Below are 16,290 nucleotides of genomic sequence, written 5' to 3' on the forward strand. Positions count from 1 at the left end.
ATGGAGACGGCGTCAGGGATAGCGACGATCAATGCCCAGGTACACCCAAGGGTGCTATGGTGGACGAGCGCGGATGCCCGATCGATACCGACGGCGATGGTGTCTTCGATGGTCTGGACCTGTGTCCTAATACACCGGCAGAAGTGCGGGTCGACGCCGACGGCTGCCCGATAGACTCAGATGGCGACGGTGTCTTTGACAGTTTCGACGACTGCCCGGATACACCTGTGGGCCTGACCGTGGACGACAAGGGATGCCCACCGGATTCCGATGGCGATGGAGTCATGGATCATGCCGACCAGTGTCCGGATACCCCCCGTGGGCCAGAGTGGATTCCAGCGGCTGTCCGCTCGACGGAGATGGTGACGGCGTTTTTGACGGTCTTGACAAATGTCCCAACTCACCGACCGACTCGCCGGTTGATGAGTTCGGTTGCCCACCCGACCAGGATGGTGATGGTGTCTTGAACTCTCAGGACGAATGCCCGGACACGCCCGCCGGCGTCAAGGTGGATGCGAAAGGTTGTCCCATTGTCAAACGCATTACCAAAAAGATCAGCTTGAGCGGCAGTGTCAACTATGCGGTCAATCGATTTGAACTTACCGACGCCGCCAAGAAGTTCCTGGCTGACAGCGTGGCCGCACCCATGCGCGCCTATCCAGACATCATGATATCAATCAGCGGTTACACTGATGCCTCCGGCTCTCGGTCATATAACCTCACGCTCTCGCAAAACCGTGCCGGAGCGGCCCGAGACCACCTGGTTTCTCTGGGGATTGAATCCTCAAGAATGACCGTGCAGGGATTCGGTGAGGACCCTCAGTATTTCATAGGCGACAACGGCACTGCAGAAGGAAAACAGAAAAACCGTCGTGTAGAAATCGACCTTTTGGAGAGTTCCGGCGGAAAATAGTCGCGGTTTTGGAGAGTCTATGCAAGAGCGAAGTCTCAGGCCTCGCTCTCGTATTAGTATTGGCCCAGCTGAACGATCAACAGGCCTGGCGCTTTTTTTGAAAACGAATACATAAGTGTAGTCACTAAGTAAGAGGAAACTGTCATGGAAGCCTTACTGGAAAAAATCCCCGAATGGGGTGCGCTGTATGGAATGCGCATTGTCGGCGCGTTGGCCATCTTGGTCTTCGGCCGGTTGCTTGTTGGACTGCTCACAAAAATTGTTCGCAGGTTAATGGAAAAGACCGGTTTGGAGTCAACGCTCACCAAGTTCGTGACAACGTTGGTCCGAATCGCCCTGATGATTCTGGTGCTGATGGCGGCGCTGAACACTCTGGGGGTGCAGACAACCGGGGTCATCGCAGTCATAGGCGCCGCCGGTTTGGCTATCGGCTTTGCCCTACAGGGGTCATTGTCCAATTTCGCGTCCGGTGTGATTCTGATCGTTCTGCGTCCTATCAAGGTGGGTGACCTGGTGGAGGCAGGAGGAGCCCTCGGGGTCATCAAGGAGATTCATATCTTCAACACCATCATGGTATCTCTGGACAACAAGCGGGTGATAATACCCAACGCCAAGATCACCGGCGATAACATCGTCAATTATTCGGCTGAAGGAATGCTGCGCGTCGATATGGTCTTCGGGATTCACTATGGTGATCACATTCCCAAAGCCAAACAGATCCTCGAGAAAATCCTGGCCGATGATCCCCGTGTGCTCGACGCTCCCGCCCCGACCGTCGCGGTGTCGGAACTTGGGGACAACTCGGTCAACTTCGTGGTAAGACCGTATGTAAAAGTCGAAAACTACTGGGCGGTCTACTTTGATACGACCGAAAAAGTCAAGATGACTTTCGACGAAAACGGAGTGACAATTCCCTTCCCGCAACGGGACGTACACCTGTTCCAGGAGAAAGTTGGGTAGCGACGCTCGTGTGCGTCAACAAAGACTGCACACGACAATCTGGTCAAACTAAAGCGGATTCGAAGAGCCCCTGATGACACCGGGGGCCCTTCTGCCAATCTCGAATCTACGGACAAGGCTCCGGTGCAGGCCCGCCGGTGAACATGTAGTCGACAAGCAATACCAAGTCGGAGATGTCAATTCCACCGTTGGCATCCATGTCGGCCTCCTCGAATACCGGCGGTGCCGGACCACCGGTGAACATGAAATCGACAAGGTATACTAAGTCAGTTATTGTTATCTCGTCTGTTGGGTCAGCGTCGATATTACCCCTGATTCCTACACACTCAAACATGGCGGCACAAGCATCGCCCACACCATCCCCGTCGGAGTCGGTCTGGTCTGGGTTGTACACCGTAGGACAGTTGTCATCAGCTGCACAAAGATCGTCGCCATCGGCATCGTTCGCGGGGTCGGCGGGACAAGGGTCACATAGGTTTCCGAATTCGTCGCCATCACTGTTCTCTTGTTGAGGATTGTATTGAGTTGGGCAATTGTCGCACTCATCACCTATGCCGTCAATGTCGCCATCCTCTTGTCCGGGATTGTCATCATTGGGACAGTTGTCACAAATATCACCGAAATTGTCACCATCGTCATCCGCCTGGTCCGCATTACTGACCGTGGGACAGTTGTCACACGCATCGCCGAGACCGTCCTGATCTTCGTCTGTCTGAGTTGGGTTGTCTACAGTCGGGCAATTGTCGACATCTGCGCAGACACCATCGCCATCGGCATCATCATACGGGTCGTAGAGACAAACATCACACGAGTCGCCGGGCCAATCGCCATCGGCGTTTTCCTGCAACGGGTTGAAGAGATCAGGGCAGTTGTCACAGGCGTCCGCGATGCCATCGCCATCGGTATCAGTCCTAACTGCATCACACTCGACATTAAAACAGTGCGGCCCATCCCATGACGGAAACACGTTTTGATACGGGTAATACCACATCCATCGGTTCTGGGGTGGGACCCAGGAGGAATCCAGGCAAATCGCTCGCCCAACATAATCACTCCCTATCGGTCCGATCTGGATCGTAAACGCGACATCGTCAAATCCGGCCGGCATCCCTACTGTGAAGAGTCTGCTTCCACTGAACCACACCGTGTCCGCCGCCAGTCCGTCGGTATTCTGCTGTCTAATCACAAACACGAAGTCAAACTGCTCTCCGCCCAAGGTGCCTGTGGTGTCGGCAATTGTTGTATCCCAATTGACCCCACTCAATGAGTAGACTCGAAAGCCGTTGGCAATGGCCGCGTAATCGTGATTGTCGGCTGTTACTCGCAAATAGAATGTGATCGGTACGTCGATCTCCAAATCTCCACCCGGTGTCATGCCATCCACGTGGTCAAGGGAAATACTCTGACCGAGAACTACCCCACACGATGCGATCATCAGAAATGCCCCAATCACGCAAGTAAGCTTCAGCATTTTACCATTCCTCCGCTGTCGACCATTGATGTCAGAGTTTACCCATGAGGGCACTCTTGGCACTCAGGTAAACTTAGCCAAAAACAAGAAAAATACACACAGTCAGTGTCACTGATCAGCGACACATCCTAATATGGGCACGAATGGCCAAGTTGTCAAGTTGTAAGACATCGCGCAGGAGCTGCTTGATCGGGCGGGTTGTTTATCCTCCAGTCCAAATATCCTCAGACACACAAATCGACTGCCGGTTGTTTACAAATCGACGATCAAGGCGTATAATAGATCGAACATGGATGTTCCGATAGCAAATTTCCCAGGCGGTCTCACCTGCAGTATAAAGCTCAGAGTGAAAACTGTTGCTCATTATCTGTCGCCGGAGGATAAGGACTCTGTCCCAGCCCAGACGGTTATGTGTAATCGACTGAACGTCAGCCAGATATATAGCAACCAGAAACTCTCAACGCGGCATACTTTTCGCTCGTAATGGATATCTGAAGGCCGTCTTACGTCCTCTTATGTGGAGAAAATGGATGAAAACCGCGACTGTATTGACATCTTCGATCCTCTTGACTCTGACCTTGATCGTCTCTGTTCAGGCCGGTCAGGTTACTGATAACTTACAGGCAGAACTAGCCGGCGCCAATGGCGACCAGTTGGTACCGGTATGGATTCAGCTTGATTCTCAAAACGGCACGGCGTTACTGAAAGCCGCCGTATCCGAATCCGACGTCTCGCGAGCAAAGCGCAACCGGGCGACGGTGCAGCAGTTGAAGCAGACACATTCCGAGCAACAGCAGAGCCTTGTGGCCACCTTGCGACAACTTGAGGCCCAGGGTCAGGTTCGGAACATCAAACAGCACTGGATGATCAATCTGGTTGAGGCAGAAATCAAGGCCGGTTCGATCGCTTCAATTGCCGCGCACGATGACGTCATCATGATCCATGCAAAACCCCGAATTACATCAGTCCTTCCTGATAAAGTTGAAACGGCGCCACCACTGTCAACCGGCGTGCGTGATCATCTGACCGCCATCAACGCCGACGATGCCTGGGCAGCCGGCTATACCGGACAAGGCCGGCTTGTTTGTTCGTTCGATACCGGCGTCGATGGCGACCACCCGGCCCTGTCTTCGAACTGGAAAGGCAACGACGGCAATCATGCCGCTGCCTGGTTCGACCCTCGTTACGACGGGCAGTCCACACCACGCTCTATTTCTGAGTGCGGTTACAGTCCCTGCAACACTTCACACGGCACTCACACCATGGGCACCATGGTCGGCCACGACACCGACACCATCGGTGTTGCCCCCGACGCTTTGTGGATCTCGGCGGCTGTGATCGACGTCACCGGCACTTCAATTGTCGATGCTTTTGAGTGGGCGGCCAACCCCGACGGCGATCTGAACACGATAGACGACGTCCCCGATGTCATCAATCACAGTTGGGGCGTGGCCGATGTTGGCTGCGAGAACCTTTTTTACGGCATCGTTGAAGCAACCGAAGCACTGGGTATCGTGAACATCTTTGCGGCCGGTAATGAGGGAGCCGGTGGCAGCGAGACAATTCGCAACCCGGCCAACCGGGCGCTCGATTCGATCGATTGTTTCGCCGTCGGCAACGTCGACATGCGTTCCGGACCGCCGACTGTTTACTTTTCTTCCTCGCGCGGCCCGTCCGACTGCAATGGCGCCGCCAAGCCGAACGTCACCGCCCCCGGTGTGAGCATCTATTCATCGGTGCCCGGCGGGTCCTACCAGGCGATGACCGGCACCTCCATGGCTGCTCCGCAGGTGGCCGGGCTGGTGGCGCTGATGCGCCAGAAAAATCCCAGCGCCACCGTGGAACAGATCAAAACGGCCATTCTGTCAACGGCGCGTGACTTCGGGCATAGTCTGCCGGACAACGATTTCGGTTGGGGCGTTATTGACTGCATGGCGGCGCTGAACGCGCTGCCGGCCGGAAATATCGATCCGAATGTTCGGCTCTACAGTTTCGATCACGCACCCATCGCTCCCGGCGACACAGTGCGCGGAACGGTTGATCTTCAGAATTCCGGGCAGGCGGTCTCCGATGTTTCAATCTCCTTGACTTCCAGCGAACCGTTGTTATCCGTGATAACAGGCACAGCCGTGTTCGGCGACATAGATGAAGGTGAAGTACTCTCGTCCTTTCAACAGATCGAGGTGGCAGTCTCAGAGGATGCAATTGAGGGAGACATCCTGTCACTCGATATGCAGATCACCGGCTCCGGCGGTTACTCGGAAAGTGCACATCTCTACTTTCTGGTCGAGCCGAATCTGGAGCGGTCGATAGGGACGCACGATGTGGGACGGATCAGATTCAGCTTGACCAATTTCGGAAGTTTCGGCCTCGGTGATGGTCAGTTTTTTCCGGCCGGCGGCGAGGGTTTCACTTTCGACGGCTCACCGGATTACTTATACGAAGGTGGTTTGATTATCGGCACGGACGAAACCCACGTCTCCGATGGGCTTCGCAACGCAGCCGGCGAACTGGACGGTGACTTTGGTGTATTGCCCGGTGGGAACATCGCATTTGTAGAACCCGGTCCCAACGGCTCGCAACAAATGATTGCGCGCTTCGGTGACCACCGCGCTGAGAACCCGCTAAATATCGAGATCACCCAACTTTCGTTTGCCTATCCGCAAGACCCATTCGACGACTTTATCATCCTACAGTATGCTGTCTTCAACAACTGTCCGGTCAGCATGGGTGGAATCTATGTCGGTATCTATGCGGACTGGGATGTAGTCAACTTCAACTCCAACGCCGGGGGCTTCGCAAGTTTCGACGAGTTCGTCTGGACAGCCTATCACACAGGCTTCACCAACAGTCAACCACGCGGCGTGATGGTGCTTGACGGTAACCTGGCCACCGCTTTGACGCATCCCGGCACTCTGGTGTCATACTCGGGCGACGGCTTCACCGAAGCTGAAAAATACTGGGCTCTCACCAACGGTACCGGCAGTGCCGACATCTATGCCGATGCGAGTATCGATTTGGTCCAGTTGATTGCGGTCGGCCCACTCAATCTGATCGCCGGTGAGGTCGATACGGTCGCCTTTGCGCTGTTGGCCGCCGATGATCTCAGTGGGATGACCGACGCGTCCGATCGTGCTCGCGTGGCCTACAATGATCTGATGCTTGACGCAGACGATGAAGGTGGTAGCGATATGCTGCCCGATGGCTTCACCCTTAATCAAAACTATCCCAATCCGTTCAATCCCAGCACGACGATTTCGTTTGTGCTGCCGCGCAGGAGCGAGTATCGGTTGAGCATCTACAACGTCGCCGGGCAGAGGGTCACGGAGATTATTGGCCAAGGCGGTGTCGGCACCAATCGAGTTGACTGGAATGCTGATGGTCTGGCTACCGGCATCTACTTATACAAACTGACCGCCGGCGATTTCTCTTCAAGCCGCAAGATGCTGCTTCTGCGGTGACAGGCAAGCCTGTTTCTAGCGCTTCACGTGTGCTTCATGTAACCTCACCTTTCGACTCCGGCCAGGGTGACTTGGTCGGCGGAGACAAGCCCCGCCGCTACGCGGAAAGAGCCGAGTCGTTGTGGCAGGCGAGTCTTCAGACTCGGCTGCAAGGACCCACGCGATCTGAAGATCACGCGGGCACAACGCGCTCACCTGTCGACTGCTCTCACGCATCGACTGCGCTCACCCTTCGACTGCTCTCACGCATCGACTGCGCTCACCCTTCGACTGCGCTCAGGGTGACATGAGAAGCGCGAAGAACACTGCTTGGCCGTGCGCTCATATATGGGACAGGCCCGCACATGAAACAGGCCCACTCATAAGGCACTAAGTTCCTCACCAAAGCCTGATGCGATCACCTTGACCAAAGCGGCCATCGATGCTTCCTCGTCAGGACCGTTGACCTCAATCTCGATTTCTGAACCCATCTCGGCCGCTAACATCATGACGCCCATGATCGACTTACCATTGATACGCTGACCCTCCTTGGTCAACCACACCTCGGACTGAAACCGTGAGGCTTCGGTGACAAACATAGCCGACGGCCGGGCGTGCATACCAAGTTTGTTGACGATAGTGACGGTCCGTTTGATCATGCGTATTCTTCAGCGAGGACAAACCGCTTGCCGGACAGTTCGCGCACCACACCTTTGAGTTCCAAAGCCAGGAGGAGTTCCATCAATTTCGCCACCGGCAGTTCGGCCACCCGCGACAGCTGGTCAACCTGCATAGGTCCGGTTGCAAACAGGGTGGTGAGCATCTTCTCATCGTCGGTCATATCGGGCAGTTGAATAAATTTCCTGGCGGCGACTTCACCTTTGAGGGTGGGTAGTTCATCGAAAATATCCTCGGGTGACGTGGTCAATCTTGCCCCTTTACGAATCAACTCGTTGGTTCCTTCGCTCATGTTGTCCTGCGGCGATCCCGGTACCGCAAAGAGTTCACGACCCTGCTCCAAAGCATGCGAAGCGGTGATCAATGCTCCCGACTTTCTCCCCGCCTCGATCACCACCACGCCGCGTGACAGACCGGAGATGATTCGATTCCGTTCGGGGAAAAAGGCTCGGTCCGGTTTGGTTCCGGGAAGGTATTCGGAATACAGAGCGCCCTGGTTTCTGATTCGTTGGGCCAGCCCCTTATTGGTGGCCGGGTATATCACATCAAGGGCGCTGCCGAGTACGGCAATTGTCTTACCGCCGCCTTCCAGCGCGCCGTTGTGAGCGGCGGCATCGATTCCTTCAGCCATTCCGGAAACGACAGTGATGCCGCTTCGGGCCAGCGTGGTGCCCAACTGGGCGGCGAACAGCCTGCCCTTCTCGGAGGGTTTCCGCGTACCCACGATGGCAATCATCTTTTCATCCGACGGCGTAGCGTCGCCTATCCGAAACAGAAGCGGCGGTGCACTCTGAGTGATACGCAAAGGTTCTGGGTATTCAGGATGATCAAGGGTCAAGGCTGCCCAACCCAGTTGGATGACTTTGCCGGCCAGGGCGCGTGCCTCTATTCCGTTATACTGTTGTTTGATGGCCGAGGCATTGGCTCGTGACACACCTTTGACCTGTTCCAACTCATCAATCGACGCCGACAACACTCTCTCAGGCGAACCGAAAGCCTCTACCAACCGTCGATAGCGCGTGCGCCCGACGCCCGGAATGCGCAGCAACCCGATGCAGTCAACCAGCCAGTCTCTCATCTCACCGTTGGTCAAGGTGCCTCTCGATTTCCTGAATGAACGTCTTGGCGCCGACATGTGTCACCGCCGATAGGTAAATATAGTCATCCGGCAGGCTGTTACAAAACGCTTTTAGATCACTTTCGGTTACCGTGTCGACCTTGGTTATTACAACAAACGACGGTCGCGTCAACAACGTTTGATCAAATTCGGTCAACTCCCCCTGCAGGTCTTCATACGTTTGTTGAATGTCCGGTTCGTTGATATCGATAACATAAATCAACAGTCGCGTTCTCTGAATATGGCGAAGAAACTGATGTCCCAATCCCTTGCCATCTGAAGCTCCGGCGATAAGACCCGGAATGTCGGCCATCACACACGACTTAAACTCACGTATCTTGACGATGCCCAAATTCGGCACTAAGGTGGTGAAGGGGTAATCTGCGATTTTGGGCCGCGCTGCTGAAAAGGTTGCCAGTATTGTTGACTTGCCGGCGTTGGGCATGCCAACCAGGCCGACATCGGCTAACAGCTTCAACTCCAGTTTCAGTTTCCGATGTTTACCCGGTTGACCGGGCTGAAACTGTCGGGGCGCTTGATTGGTGGGGGACTTAAAATGAGCGTTACCCTTGCCGCCGCGGCCACCTTTGGCCAGTATTACTTCGGCACCGGCCTGATCCAGATCGGCCAATTGTTCAGAAGTCTCGACATCTGATATGAGTGTCCCCACCGGCACCCGCAGCTTGATATCCGCGCCGGAGCGGCCGGTTTTGTTGCTCCCCTGTCCGCCCCGGCCGTTTTCTGCTTTGCTGTGTCGACGATACCTATAATCCAACAGCGTGGTCAGGTTGGTGTCGGCCACTGCGATTACATCACCGCCCCGACCCCCATCGCCGCCGTCCGGTCCTCCTTTGGGAACGAACTTTTCGGTGTGGAACGACATGCAGCCCGATCCGCCATTGCCGGCCTGGACTTCGATTTCGACCTGATCGATAAACATCGGACGCAATATTCAACCCGTTGCCGTTGTTGTCAATCATATAGAGGTGTGAAGTGGCGACGGTCCCGGATCGCCGAAAAATGGTTTTGGCTCTTTGTTGACCTCGCAAAAACCGTCTACTATATTCCGGCATGGCCAAGGCTGAAGTCCAGAACGGTGTGCCCACGCTCAACGAGCGCAAGAGGCAATGGTATGAAGAGTCCAGTTTGGGGTTGGGACGTATCTGTCTCAAACTGGGCCTCACACCAAACTTGCTCACCGGGTTATCGCTTCTTTGTTCGGTCGCTTCCGGGTTGTCGTTCTGGAAGGGGGCGATGCTCTGGGGAGTGGCCTGGATGATTTCTTCCGCCGTTCTGGATATGCTCGACGGGTCCACGGCGCGAGCCGGAAATCTCGGCACGGTGTTCGGCGGCATTCTGGATCATGTGGCCGACCGTTACGGCGAGTTCTTTATACTGGCCGGAATCACTATGTCCGGCGCGGTCCATCCGGGTTGGGGGCTGTTCGCATTGTTTGGGATGATTATTGCCAGCTATACGCGCGCGGCAGCCGAGTCGATCGGAAAAATCGAAAACTGCGCAGTTGGCGTCATGGGCCGAGTGGAGAAGTTCCTGCTGATTATTGCCGGTTCAATTGTCGAACACTGGCTCCCCACCGGCCGCTGGCCCAAAGGCGGCTGGTTGGAACTGGCCCTGATTATTGTCGGGACAGCCTCGTTGGTTACGGCTATCCAGCGTTTGGTTTACGCCAAAAGACTGCTCGGCGACAAGCGGGACGTGTGAGTGGCGAGGAAACTGTAGGTTGTCTCCAGGAATCGTTTTCCATAACCGTAGCGGCGGGGCTTGTCTCCGCCAAGTTCTGTCACCACGAGCGCAGTCGAGGGGGACTTCCGCAGGGGCGACACAGGGCCACCCCCTGCACCAGAGTGTGGCTGATTCCGTCGGTAGTTACGGTTTGCATCTCAATGTAGAATAAAGGTTATGCTATTATGATCACGGCTATCGGTAATCCCGTTTACGATTATATCAAAACCAAAAAAGTCGAACCGGAAGGCCGCGTCCTCTCCGGGTGCTCCACCAACGCCGCTCTGGCCCTGGCAAAAATGGGCGCCGATGCGCGCCTGGTGGGAGCCATTGGCGACGACTACTCAGAACATCTCAAAAGTGAGTTGTCTGCCCTTGGCATCGAGTTCCGCATTGTACCATCGGCTGAAACCGGCGGTTTTTCGCTTAACTACTACGATGACTTCGGCAACCGTACCCTTGATCTACTGGGACGCGCGGCTGTGATAGGCGAAATCGATCCCGACTGGTACCATGACGCCGAAGCGGTGTTGATCGGACCAATTCTCGGGGAAGTATCGTTTGAGTCTGTCCACAGGATACGCAAATCGTTCGACGGGCTTTTCTTCTGCGATCCGCAGGGACTGATCCGTGGCGCCGACGAAAACGGACGCATCTTCCACGAGAAGTGCGAGGGAATTGAACAGACGCTTGGCGCCTTTGATATCGTTAAACCCAACGAACTGGAAGGGCAGATACTCACCGGTATCGATTGCCGCCAGGACCCATACCAGGCGGCCCGTATCATCAAGGAGTGGGGACCGAAGATCGTTATCGTCACGCTGGCCGAGTTGGGGTCCATTGTATATGACGGCGTGGACTTTGTCGACATCCCCCCTTATGACATCAACCTGATGGACTCGACCGGCGCCGGGGATACCTACATGGCCGGGTTTACGTTCGAGTACCTCAAAACCGGTGGCGATCTGCATCGCGCCGGTTGTTATGCATCGTGCACGTCGTCGGTGATGATCGAAAACTCCGGGCCTGATTTCTCCATGACCGAAAACATGATCCGCGAACGACAGGCTGAGTTGGTGAAGCTTGCGGGTTTCAAAGTCGATGTCGGCGTAAACCGGTGAGGCTGACCTGTCGCTTCACGCCTTAATGCCATCGAACAGAAACGAGATCAGATACTCGCCGGTCTCCCGCCGAGGCAAACGCCCGGCTCTAAACCTACGCCGGATTAACCCCTCTATCAGTAACGAGGTCAAGCGGGCCGTCAACTCCACATCGAAATCACCGCGAATCTCACCGGTTTGTTCGCCGCGTTGGATGATCTGGGCAATGTAGCCGTTGAAATGTCGCTCCAAATCGATCCCCTCCAGGCGTACCGCCGCATGTTCCAGACCGCGCGTCACGAATAGAAAGAAGCGCTCCTGAGCCGGGTACAGTTTTGAGTTCACAACTATCGCATCATACAAATACAACAAACGTTCTCGCGCCAAAACCGCTTTCTCGGCCTGCTTCAGATCGGCCATCCACTTGGTCAGGAAATCGTCAAACATAAGTACGACGTATTCAAGCAAGTGGCTCTTCGAGGGGAAATACTGAAAGAAAGAACCCTTCGAAATGGCCGCCTCACGACACAGTTGGTCGACAGCCAGACCGTCATAGCCGAACTTTCCGAACAGGTCAATAGCGGCGCGGTAAATAAGCTCTTTCTTATCGGGCGTCAGGCGGCGAAAAGTTTCCGTGACGATGCCCCGTTGGGCTAAGTTGGCCGTTATGTTCTCATCCAACATCGAGGTTCCTCGTGGCGTGGTGTTGTCAACGTAGCGCTACTGGGTGGCAGCCTCAAACCCGGTTGTTGTGGCGGCCGAATCTTCAGATTCGGCTTCGGCAGTTTATCCCGCCGAGTCTGAAGACTCAGCGGGCACAATGCGCGATCGGTTATCTTGTAGGGCAGGTCTCTCTTTTCTTGGAGACCTGCCGCCTGTGGCGGGTTCACGCCGCGGCGCGCAGGCGAAGACGGACCCGCCCTACCAGTACCTACCTCTACCACAATAGTCCGGTGACCATCCGGCCAATTTGTGCGTGGTGTACGTCCTCGTGTACCACGCGAATACCGGGGCAGACGAGGACGTCTGCCGCCCACAGATCATGTCACCCTGAGCGCAGTCGAAGGGTGAACCCACTCAAGTGGTGTCGGGCGAACCCGCCCGACACTCCTGCGGGTGGCCCACAGCTTGCTGTGGGATTCGAGTAACACACCCCTAAATCCCCTCTCAAGAGGGGACTTTGAAGAACATCCGTTGGATCTTGTGACCCGGACGTCCGCAAATCCTAGCCGCGCATGCCCTATGACCATCCGGTCATAAACCATATACTAATATTATATAAAACTCGATCTTTGTCAACACAGAATTGACATGGTTTGAAAAGAGGCGTACTTTTTTCGGCGGAATAGAAAACAATACAGTTCGATAAGAAAGGATTCATTCATGGGCAAAGTAAGAGTCGCCATTATTGGTGTCGGCAACTGCGCCTCGTCGTTGGTGCAGGGCGTCGAATACTACAAGAAGGCCAAGGACGAAGATCAGGTGCCGGGGTTGATGCATGTCAACCTGGGGGGTTATCATGTCCGCGACGTTGAGTTTTCCGCTGCAATCGATATCGACAAAAACAAGGTTGGCAAGGATCTCTCCGAGGCTGTTTTCACCAAGCCGAACAACACCGTGGTTTTTTCGAAAGTACCCAAGCTCGGCGTCAAAGTTATGCGAGGCATGACTCATGACGGACTCGGTCATTATTTGTCGCAGGTTATTGAAAAAGCGCCGGGCGACACTGTCGACATCGTCAAACTCCTCAAGGATACCAAGACCGACGTCGTGATCAACTACCTGCCGGTCGGTTCCGAAGAGGCCACCAAGTGGTATGTGGAGCAGATTCTGGAGGCTGGGTGCGGCTTTGTCAACTGTATCCCGGTGTTCATCGCCAAAGAACAGTATTGGCAGAAGCGGTTCAAGGAGAAGGGTCTGCCGGTGATCGGCGACGATATCAAATCGCAGGTGGGTGCTACTATCGCGCACCGAGTGATGACGCGCCTGTTTCTCGAACGCGGTGTCCGGTTGGATCGGACCAGCCAGCTCAACGTGGGCGGTAACACCGACTTTTTGAACATGCTGGAGCGTTCGCGTTTGGAGTCCAAAAAGATATCCAAAACCAACGCCGTGACCAGCCAGTTGGATTACGACATCGGCGACGGCAACGTACACATCGGCCCGTCCGATTACGTCGAATGGCTCTCGGATCGCAAGTGGGCCTACATTCGAATGGAAGGAACCACTTTCGGCGATGTCCCTCTCAATGTTGAAATGAAAATGGAAGTCTGGGACAGCCCCAACTCGGCCGGCGTGGTGATCGATGCCGTGCGCTGCTGCAAACTGGCTCTGGATAACGGCGTGGCCGGACCACTTTTGGAGCCGTCATCCTACTTCAAGAAATCACCGCCGGTCCAGTATACCGATGACGATGCTCGCCGCATGACCGAGGAGTTCATCACCAAGTATGGCTGGAAACAGACCGCCAAGGCAAAGCGTAAAGCCAAAGTGGCAGCCAAACGAACCAAAACGGCGCGCCCGGCTGCGGCCAAACCGAAAAGATCGGCTTCCGGTTCAAAGAAGCGGGTGGTGAAACGCAAAAAGTAGTTTGCTCACATTTTTGATTTGACTAACTTGACCGGCGATTGAATAAGTCGCCGGTTTTTTGTACGCATACAGCAAGGATTTACAGTTGTCCGCAAGAAAGCAGAAAGCGCTCTTTCTGACCTTTGAGGGTATCGACGGCTGCGGTAAAACGACTCAGGCCATGATGGCTTACCAATACCTGAAATCGCATGGCTACCGGGTCAAACTTCTGCGTGAACCCGGCTCCACGGCCACCGCCGAACGGATCCGTGATCTGCTTCTGGACAAAGAAGGGCTGGTCGCCCCGGTGACTGAACTCTTTCTGTACGAGGCGGCCCGGGCCGAACTGTGCCATCGTGAGATCAGGCCGCTGTTGGCCTCCGGGTATACCGTTCTGTGCGATCGCTTCTATGACAGCACTACGGCCTATCAGGGCTACGGTCGAAAGCTGGACATTCGAATGGTGCGAAGTATCAACCGTTTTGCCGTCGGTGACTTGAAACCGGACCTGACCTTTCTACTCGACCTCGACTTACGTACCGCCCTCAGTCGCAGGACAGGACGACCGGACCGCTTGGAATCTCAGTCGAAAGCGTTTTTCACCAGAGTGCGGGCGGGCTTTTTGGAACTTGCCCGCAAGGAGCGCCCGCGTGTAAAAGTGATCGACGCCAGACAGACGGTTGACCAGGTGTTTCGTAGTATAACTAAAATCCTCGACCGGCGGATCAACAGATAATGACGACATCTCAGACTATCGACCGTCGCTCAATCCTGACCGCGGCGGCCTTGTTAAGTGTCATGATCGTGCTTAACGGGATGATGGCGCTACTTGTCTTGTCCGATCCGGCTTTCGACCATGCCCACCGTCTGATGCAAGTTGCCAGCCTAATTGACGAGCACCATTTCGAAGAAGTGGACTGGGATCGGCTGCTGCCAATCGGTCGCCGAGCCCTGATGGATGACCTGGATCGATATTCCGGATATGTCACGCCTGACGATTTCGCCGAAAAAAGACAACAGCGCGAAGGATACTACTCGGGCATCGGCGTTACCGTAATCGGACACGATGACGGGTTATTGGTACATTCTATCCGCGATGACGGCCCCGGCAAGGCCGCCGGGTTGCTCTCAGGTGACATCATTGTCGCTGCGGACTCGACGGTGTTGGCCGACAAGACTTCCCGCGAAGCATCAAGGCTACTGCGCGGCGAGGATGGCAGCACAGTTACATTAACGGTGTACAGACCGACCGACAATGACAGTCTTAAACTGCCGGTAGTGCGTGGCGAGGTCATTTACCACCATGTGGCCTACGCCGGCTGTACGGATGATTCGGTCGTCTATATCAAATTGACCGATTTCGCACCGGGCGCCACCGACGACGTCGAAGCGGCTCTCGATTCGCTGGTTATTGACCGGGAGGTGAAAGGTATCATTCTGGACCTGCGTGGAAACCCGGGTGGCTTATTTGTCGAGGCTCAGGCAGCGGCCGGTTTGTTTTTGAACGACGGTCTGTTTCTGGTCGGCACCGATGGACGCTCACGCTGGAATGACGAACAGTTCACGACCTCCTCAGGCGACAAAACCAACGGTCTGCCGATGGCCGTGCTGGTCGACCGCGCCTCGGCATCGGCATCAGAGATCGTAGCCGGAGCGCTGAAGCAAAACAACCGGGCCATACTGGTCGGAGATACGACCTTTGGCAAAGGGCTGGTGCAGGGATACCTGAGGTTCCTGGGCGACGACGGTTTGCGCCTGACAATATCGCGGTACTACTTCGAAGGCGGCGTCTACCTGAACGAATTCGACTCGACGCTACATGACACGGGACACGGCTTACCGCCGGACGTTTACTTCGATTCGGACGGCACCGAAACCTATGTGCGCCTTTTGGAGCGGTCGTTCCTGCTTCAGCGTTTCGCACATATTCATCAGACGGAGATTATAGCACAAGCCGACAGTGCCCAGCTGGATGATGTATGGATCGAACTGCTGGCCGACTTTATCCAAGACGAATTTGACTATCCATCCGACCTGATGCTGCAAGTCGAATTCCTGCTTGAGGTCGCCGAAGACGCAGACAGCGCACTGCAAACAGGCAAGGTGACTCAGGATCTATTGGCCGCCGCCACCCGGTATGATCGGCAACGATTGTTCCAGTATCAACCGTATATCAAGCGACGCCTGGTGCAACTTGCTCTTGAACGTGCCTACTCCGCATACAGAGCCTATGATGAAGGTGTTATGAGACACGATTCCGGAATCGCTATAGCCGCCCGCCAACTGTTGAAGCGATGAAT

General features: G+C 55.1%; 13 protein-coding genes and 1 pseudogene. 9 read left to right on the forward strand and 5 right to left on the reverse strand.

Annotated elements, in window-relative coordinates; translation table 11 throughout:
- The first annotated feature begins 59 nt into the window (after positions 1–59).
- The 3 genes and pseudogenes from OEV49_04570 (at position 60) to OEV49_04580 (ending at position 1,873) form a co-directional block, all read left to right on the forward strand.
- A pseudogene (locus tag OEV49_04570) lies at positions 60–313 on the forward strand (thrombospondin type 3 repeat-containing protein).
- Positions 254–913, forward strand: a complete 660-nt coding sequence (locus tag OEV49_04575) for an OmpA family protein (protein MDH3890336.1) — start codon at positions 254–256, stop codon at positions 911–913. Before OEV49_04570 ends, OEV49_04575 begins: the two are co-directional and overlap by 60 nt.
- 144 nt (positions 914–1,057) lie before the next feature.
- Positions 1,058–1,873 (forward strand): mechanosensitive ion channel, encoded by an 816-nt coding sequence (locus OEV49_04580; GenBank protein ID MDH3890337.1) that lies wholly within the window; start codon positions 1,058–1,060, stop codon positions 1,871–1,873.
- A gap of 106 nt (positions 1,874–1,979) precedes the next feature.
- On the opposite strand, the gene OEV49_04585 is transcribed toward OEV49_04580, so the two are convergent.
- Positions 1,980–3,344 carry an MSCRAMM family adhesin SdrC gene (locus OEV49_04585; GenBank protein MDH3890338.1) on the reverse strand — a complete coding sequence of 455 codons (1,365 nt, stop codon included), beginning with the start codon at positions 3,342–3,344 and terminating at the stop codon, positions 1,980–1,982.
- Positions 3,345–3,874: 530 nt separating this feature from the next.
- On the opposite strand from OEV49_04585, the gene OEV49_04590 reads away from it, so the two are divergent.
- Positions 3,875–6,805 carry a S8 family peptidase gene (locus OEV49_04590; GenBank protein ID MDH3890339.1) on the forward strand — a complete coding sequence of 977 codons (2,931 nt, stop codon included), beginning with the start codon at positions 3,875–3,877 and terminating at the stop codon, positions 6,803–6,805.
- A gap of 359 nt (positions 6,806–7,164) precedes the next feature.
- Here OEV49_04590 and OEV49_04595 read toward each other — a convergent pair whose 3' ends face one another.
- From OEV49_04595 to obgE, 3 genes are read right to left on the reverse strand one after another with little or no spacing between them, the layout of a single operon-like run.
- The gene (locus OEV49_04595; protein MDH3890340.1) at positions 7,165–7,443 is read right to left on the reverse strand and encodes an HPr family phosphocarrier protein; all 279 of its coding nucleotides are present in this window, start codon (positions 7,441–7,443) and stop codon (positions 7,165–7,167) included.
- Positions 7,440–8,555, reverse strand: a complete 1,116-nt coding sequence (gene dprA, locus OEV49_04600) for a DNA-processing protein DprA (GenBank protein MDH3890341.1) — start codon at positions 8,553–8,555, stop codon at positions 7,440–7,442. The genes OEV49_04595 and dprA overlap by 4 nt, the downstream gene beginning before the upstream one ends.
- On the reverse strand, positions 8,542–9,519 hold the full coding sequence (gene obgE, locus OEV49_04605) for a GTPase ObgE (protein MDH3890342.1): 978 nt from the start codon (positions 9,517–9,519) through the stop codon (positions 8,542–8,544). The genes dprA and obgE overlap by 14 nt, the downstream gene beginning before the upstream one ends.
- Before the next feature lie 131 nt (positions 9,520–9,650).
- Between obgE and OEV49_04610 the strand changes: the two genes are divergently transcribed.
- Both OEV49_04610 and OEV49_04615 read left to right on the forward strand, forming a co-directional pair.
- Positions 9,651–10,301, forward strand: a complete 651-nt coding sequence (locus tag OEV49_04610; GenBank protein ID MDH3890343.1) for a CDP-alcohol phosphatidyltransferase family protein — start codon at positions 9,651–9,653, stop codon at positions 10,299–10,301.
- A 206-nt stretch (positions 10,302–10,507) separates the two neighbouring features.
- Complete coding sequence (locus OEV49_04615; protein MDH3890344.1) at positions 10,508–11,443, forward strand: PfkB family carbohydrate kinase; 936 nt, start codon at positions 10,508–10,510, stop codon at positions 11,441–11,443.
- 15 nt (positions 11,444–11,458) lie between these two features.
- On the opposite strand, the gene OEV49_04620 is transcribed toward OEV49_04615, so the two are convergent.
- A complete protein-coding gene (locus tag OEV49_04620) occupies positions 11,459–12,106 on the reverse strand; it encodes a TetR/AcrR family transcriptional regulator (GenBank protein MDH3890345.1) in 648 nt (215 codons plus the stop codon).
- A 699-nt stretch (positions 12,107–12,805) separates the two neighbouring features.
- Between OEV49_04620 and OEV49_04625 the strand changes: the two genes are divergently transcribed.
- The 3 genes from OEV49_04625 to OEV49_04635 all read left to right on the forward strand — a co-directional run bounded on the left by OEV49_04625 (position 12,806) and on the right by OEV49_04635 (position 16,288).
- Entirely contained in the window at positions 12,806–14,011 is a 1,206-nt protein-coding gene (locus OEV49_04625; protein ID MDH3890346.1) for an inositol-3-phosphate synthase, read from the forward strand.
- An 85-nt stretch (positions 14,012–14,096) separates the two neighbouring features.
- Positions 14,097–14,726 (forward strand): dTMP kinase, encoded by a 630-nt coding sequence (gene tmk, locus OEV49_04630; GenBank protein ID MDH3890347.1) that lies wholly within the window; start codon positions 14,097–14,099, stop codon positions 14,724–14,726.
- On the forward strand, positions 14,726–16,288 hold the full coding sequence (locus tag OEV49_04635; protein MDH3890348.1) for a S41 family peptidase: 1,563 nt from the start codon (positions 14,726–14,728) through the stop codon (positions 16,286–16,288). Before tmk ends, OEV49_04635 begins: the two co-directional genes overlap by 1 nt.
- Positions 16,289–16,290 lie beyond the last annotated feature (2 nt).

This window comes from Candidatus Zixiibacteriota bacterium (assembly GCA_029860345.1).
Lineage (GTDB): Bacteria > Zixibacteria > MSB-5A5 > GN15 > FEB-12 > JAJRTA01.

Bases quoted from the DNA above. Each gene is read 5' to 3' on its own strand.
- OEV49_04575 (MDH3890336.1), top strand. From the start codon at position 254: ATGCCCACCGGATTCCGATGGCGATGGAGTCATGGATCATGCCGACCA.
- OEV49_04580 (MDH3890337.1), top strand. From the start codon at position 1,058: ATGGAAGCCTTACTGGAAAAAATCCCCGAATGGGGTGCGCTGTATGGA.
- OEV49_04585 (MDH3890338.1), bottom strand. From the start codon at position 3,344: ATGCTGAAGCTTACTTGCGTGATTGGGGCATTTCTGATGATCGCATCG.
- OEV49_04590 (MDH3890339.1), top strand. From the start codon at position 3,875: ATGAAAACCGCGACTGTATTGACATCTTCGATCCTCTTGACTCTGACC.
- OEV49_04595 (MDH3890340.1), bottom strand. From the start codon at position 7,443: ATGATCAAACGGACCGTCACTATCGTCAACAAACTTGGTATGCACGCC.
- obgE (MDH3890342.1), bottom strand. From the start codon at position 9,519: ATGTTTATCGATCAGGTCGAAATCGAAGTCCAGGCCGGCAATGGCGGA.
- OEV49_04610 (MDH3890343.1), top strand. From the start codon at position 9,651: ATGGCCAAGGCTGAAGTCCAGAACGGTGTGCCCACGCTCAACGAGCGC.
- OEV49_04615 (MDH3890344.1), top strand. From the start codon at position 10,508: ATGATCACGGCTATCGGTAATCCCGTTTACGATTATATCAAAACCAAA.
- OEV49_04620 (MDH3890345.1), bottom strand. From the start codon at position 12,106: ATGTTGGATGAGAACATAACGGCCAACTTAGCCCAACGGGGCATCGTC.
- OEV49_04625 (MDH3890346.1), top strand. From the start codon at position 12,806: ATGGGCAAAGTAAGAGTCGCCATTATTGGTGTCGGCAACTGCGCCTCG.
- OEV49_04635 (MDH3890348.1), top strand. From the start codon at position 14,726: ATGACGACATCTCAGACTATCGACCGTCGCTCAATCCTGACCGCGGCG.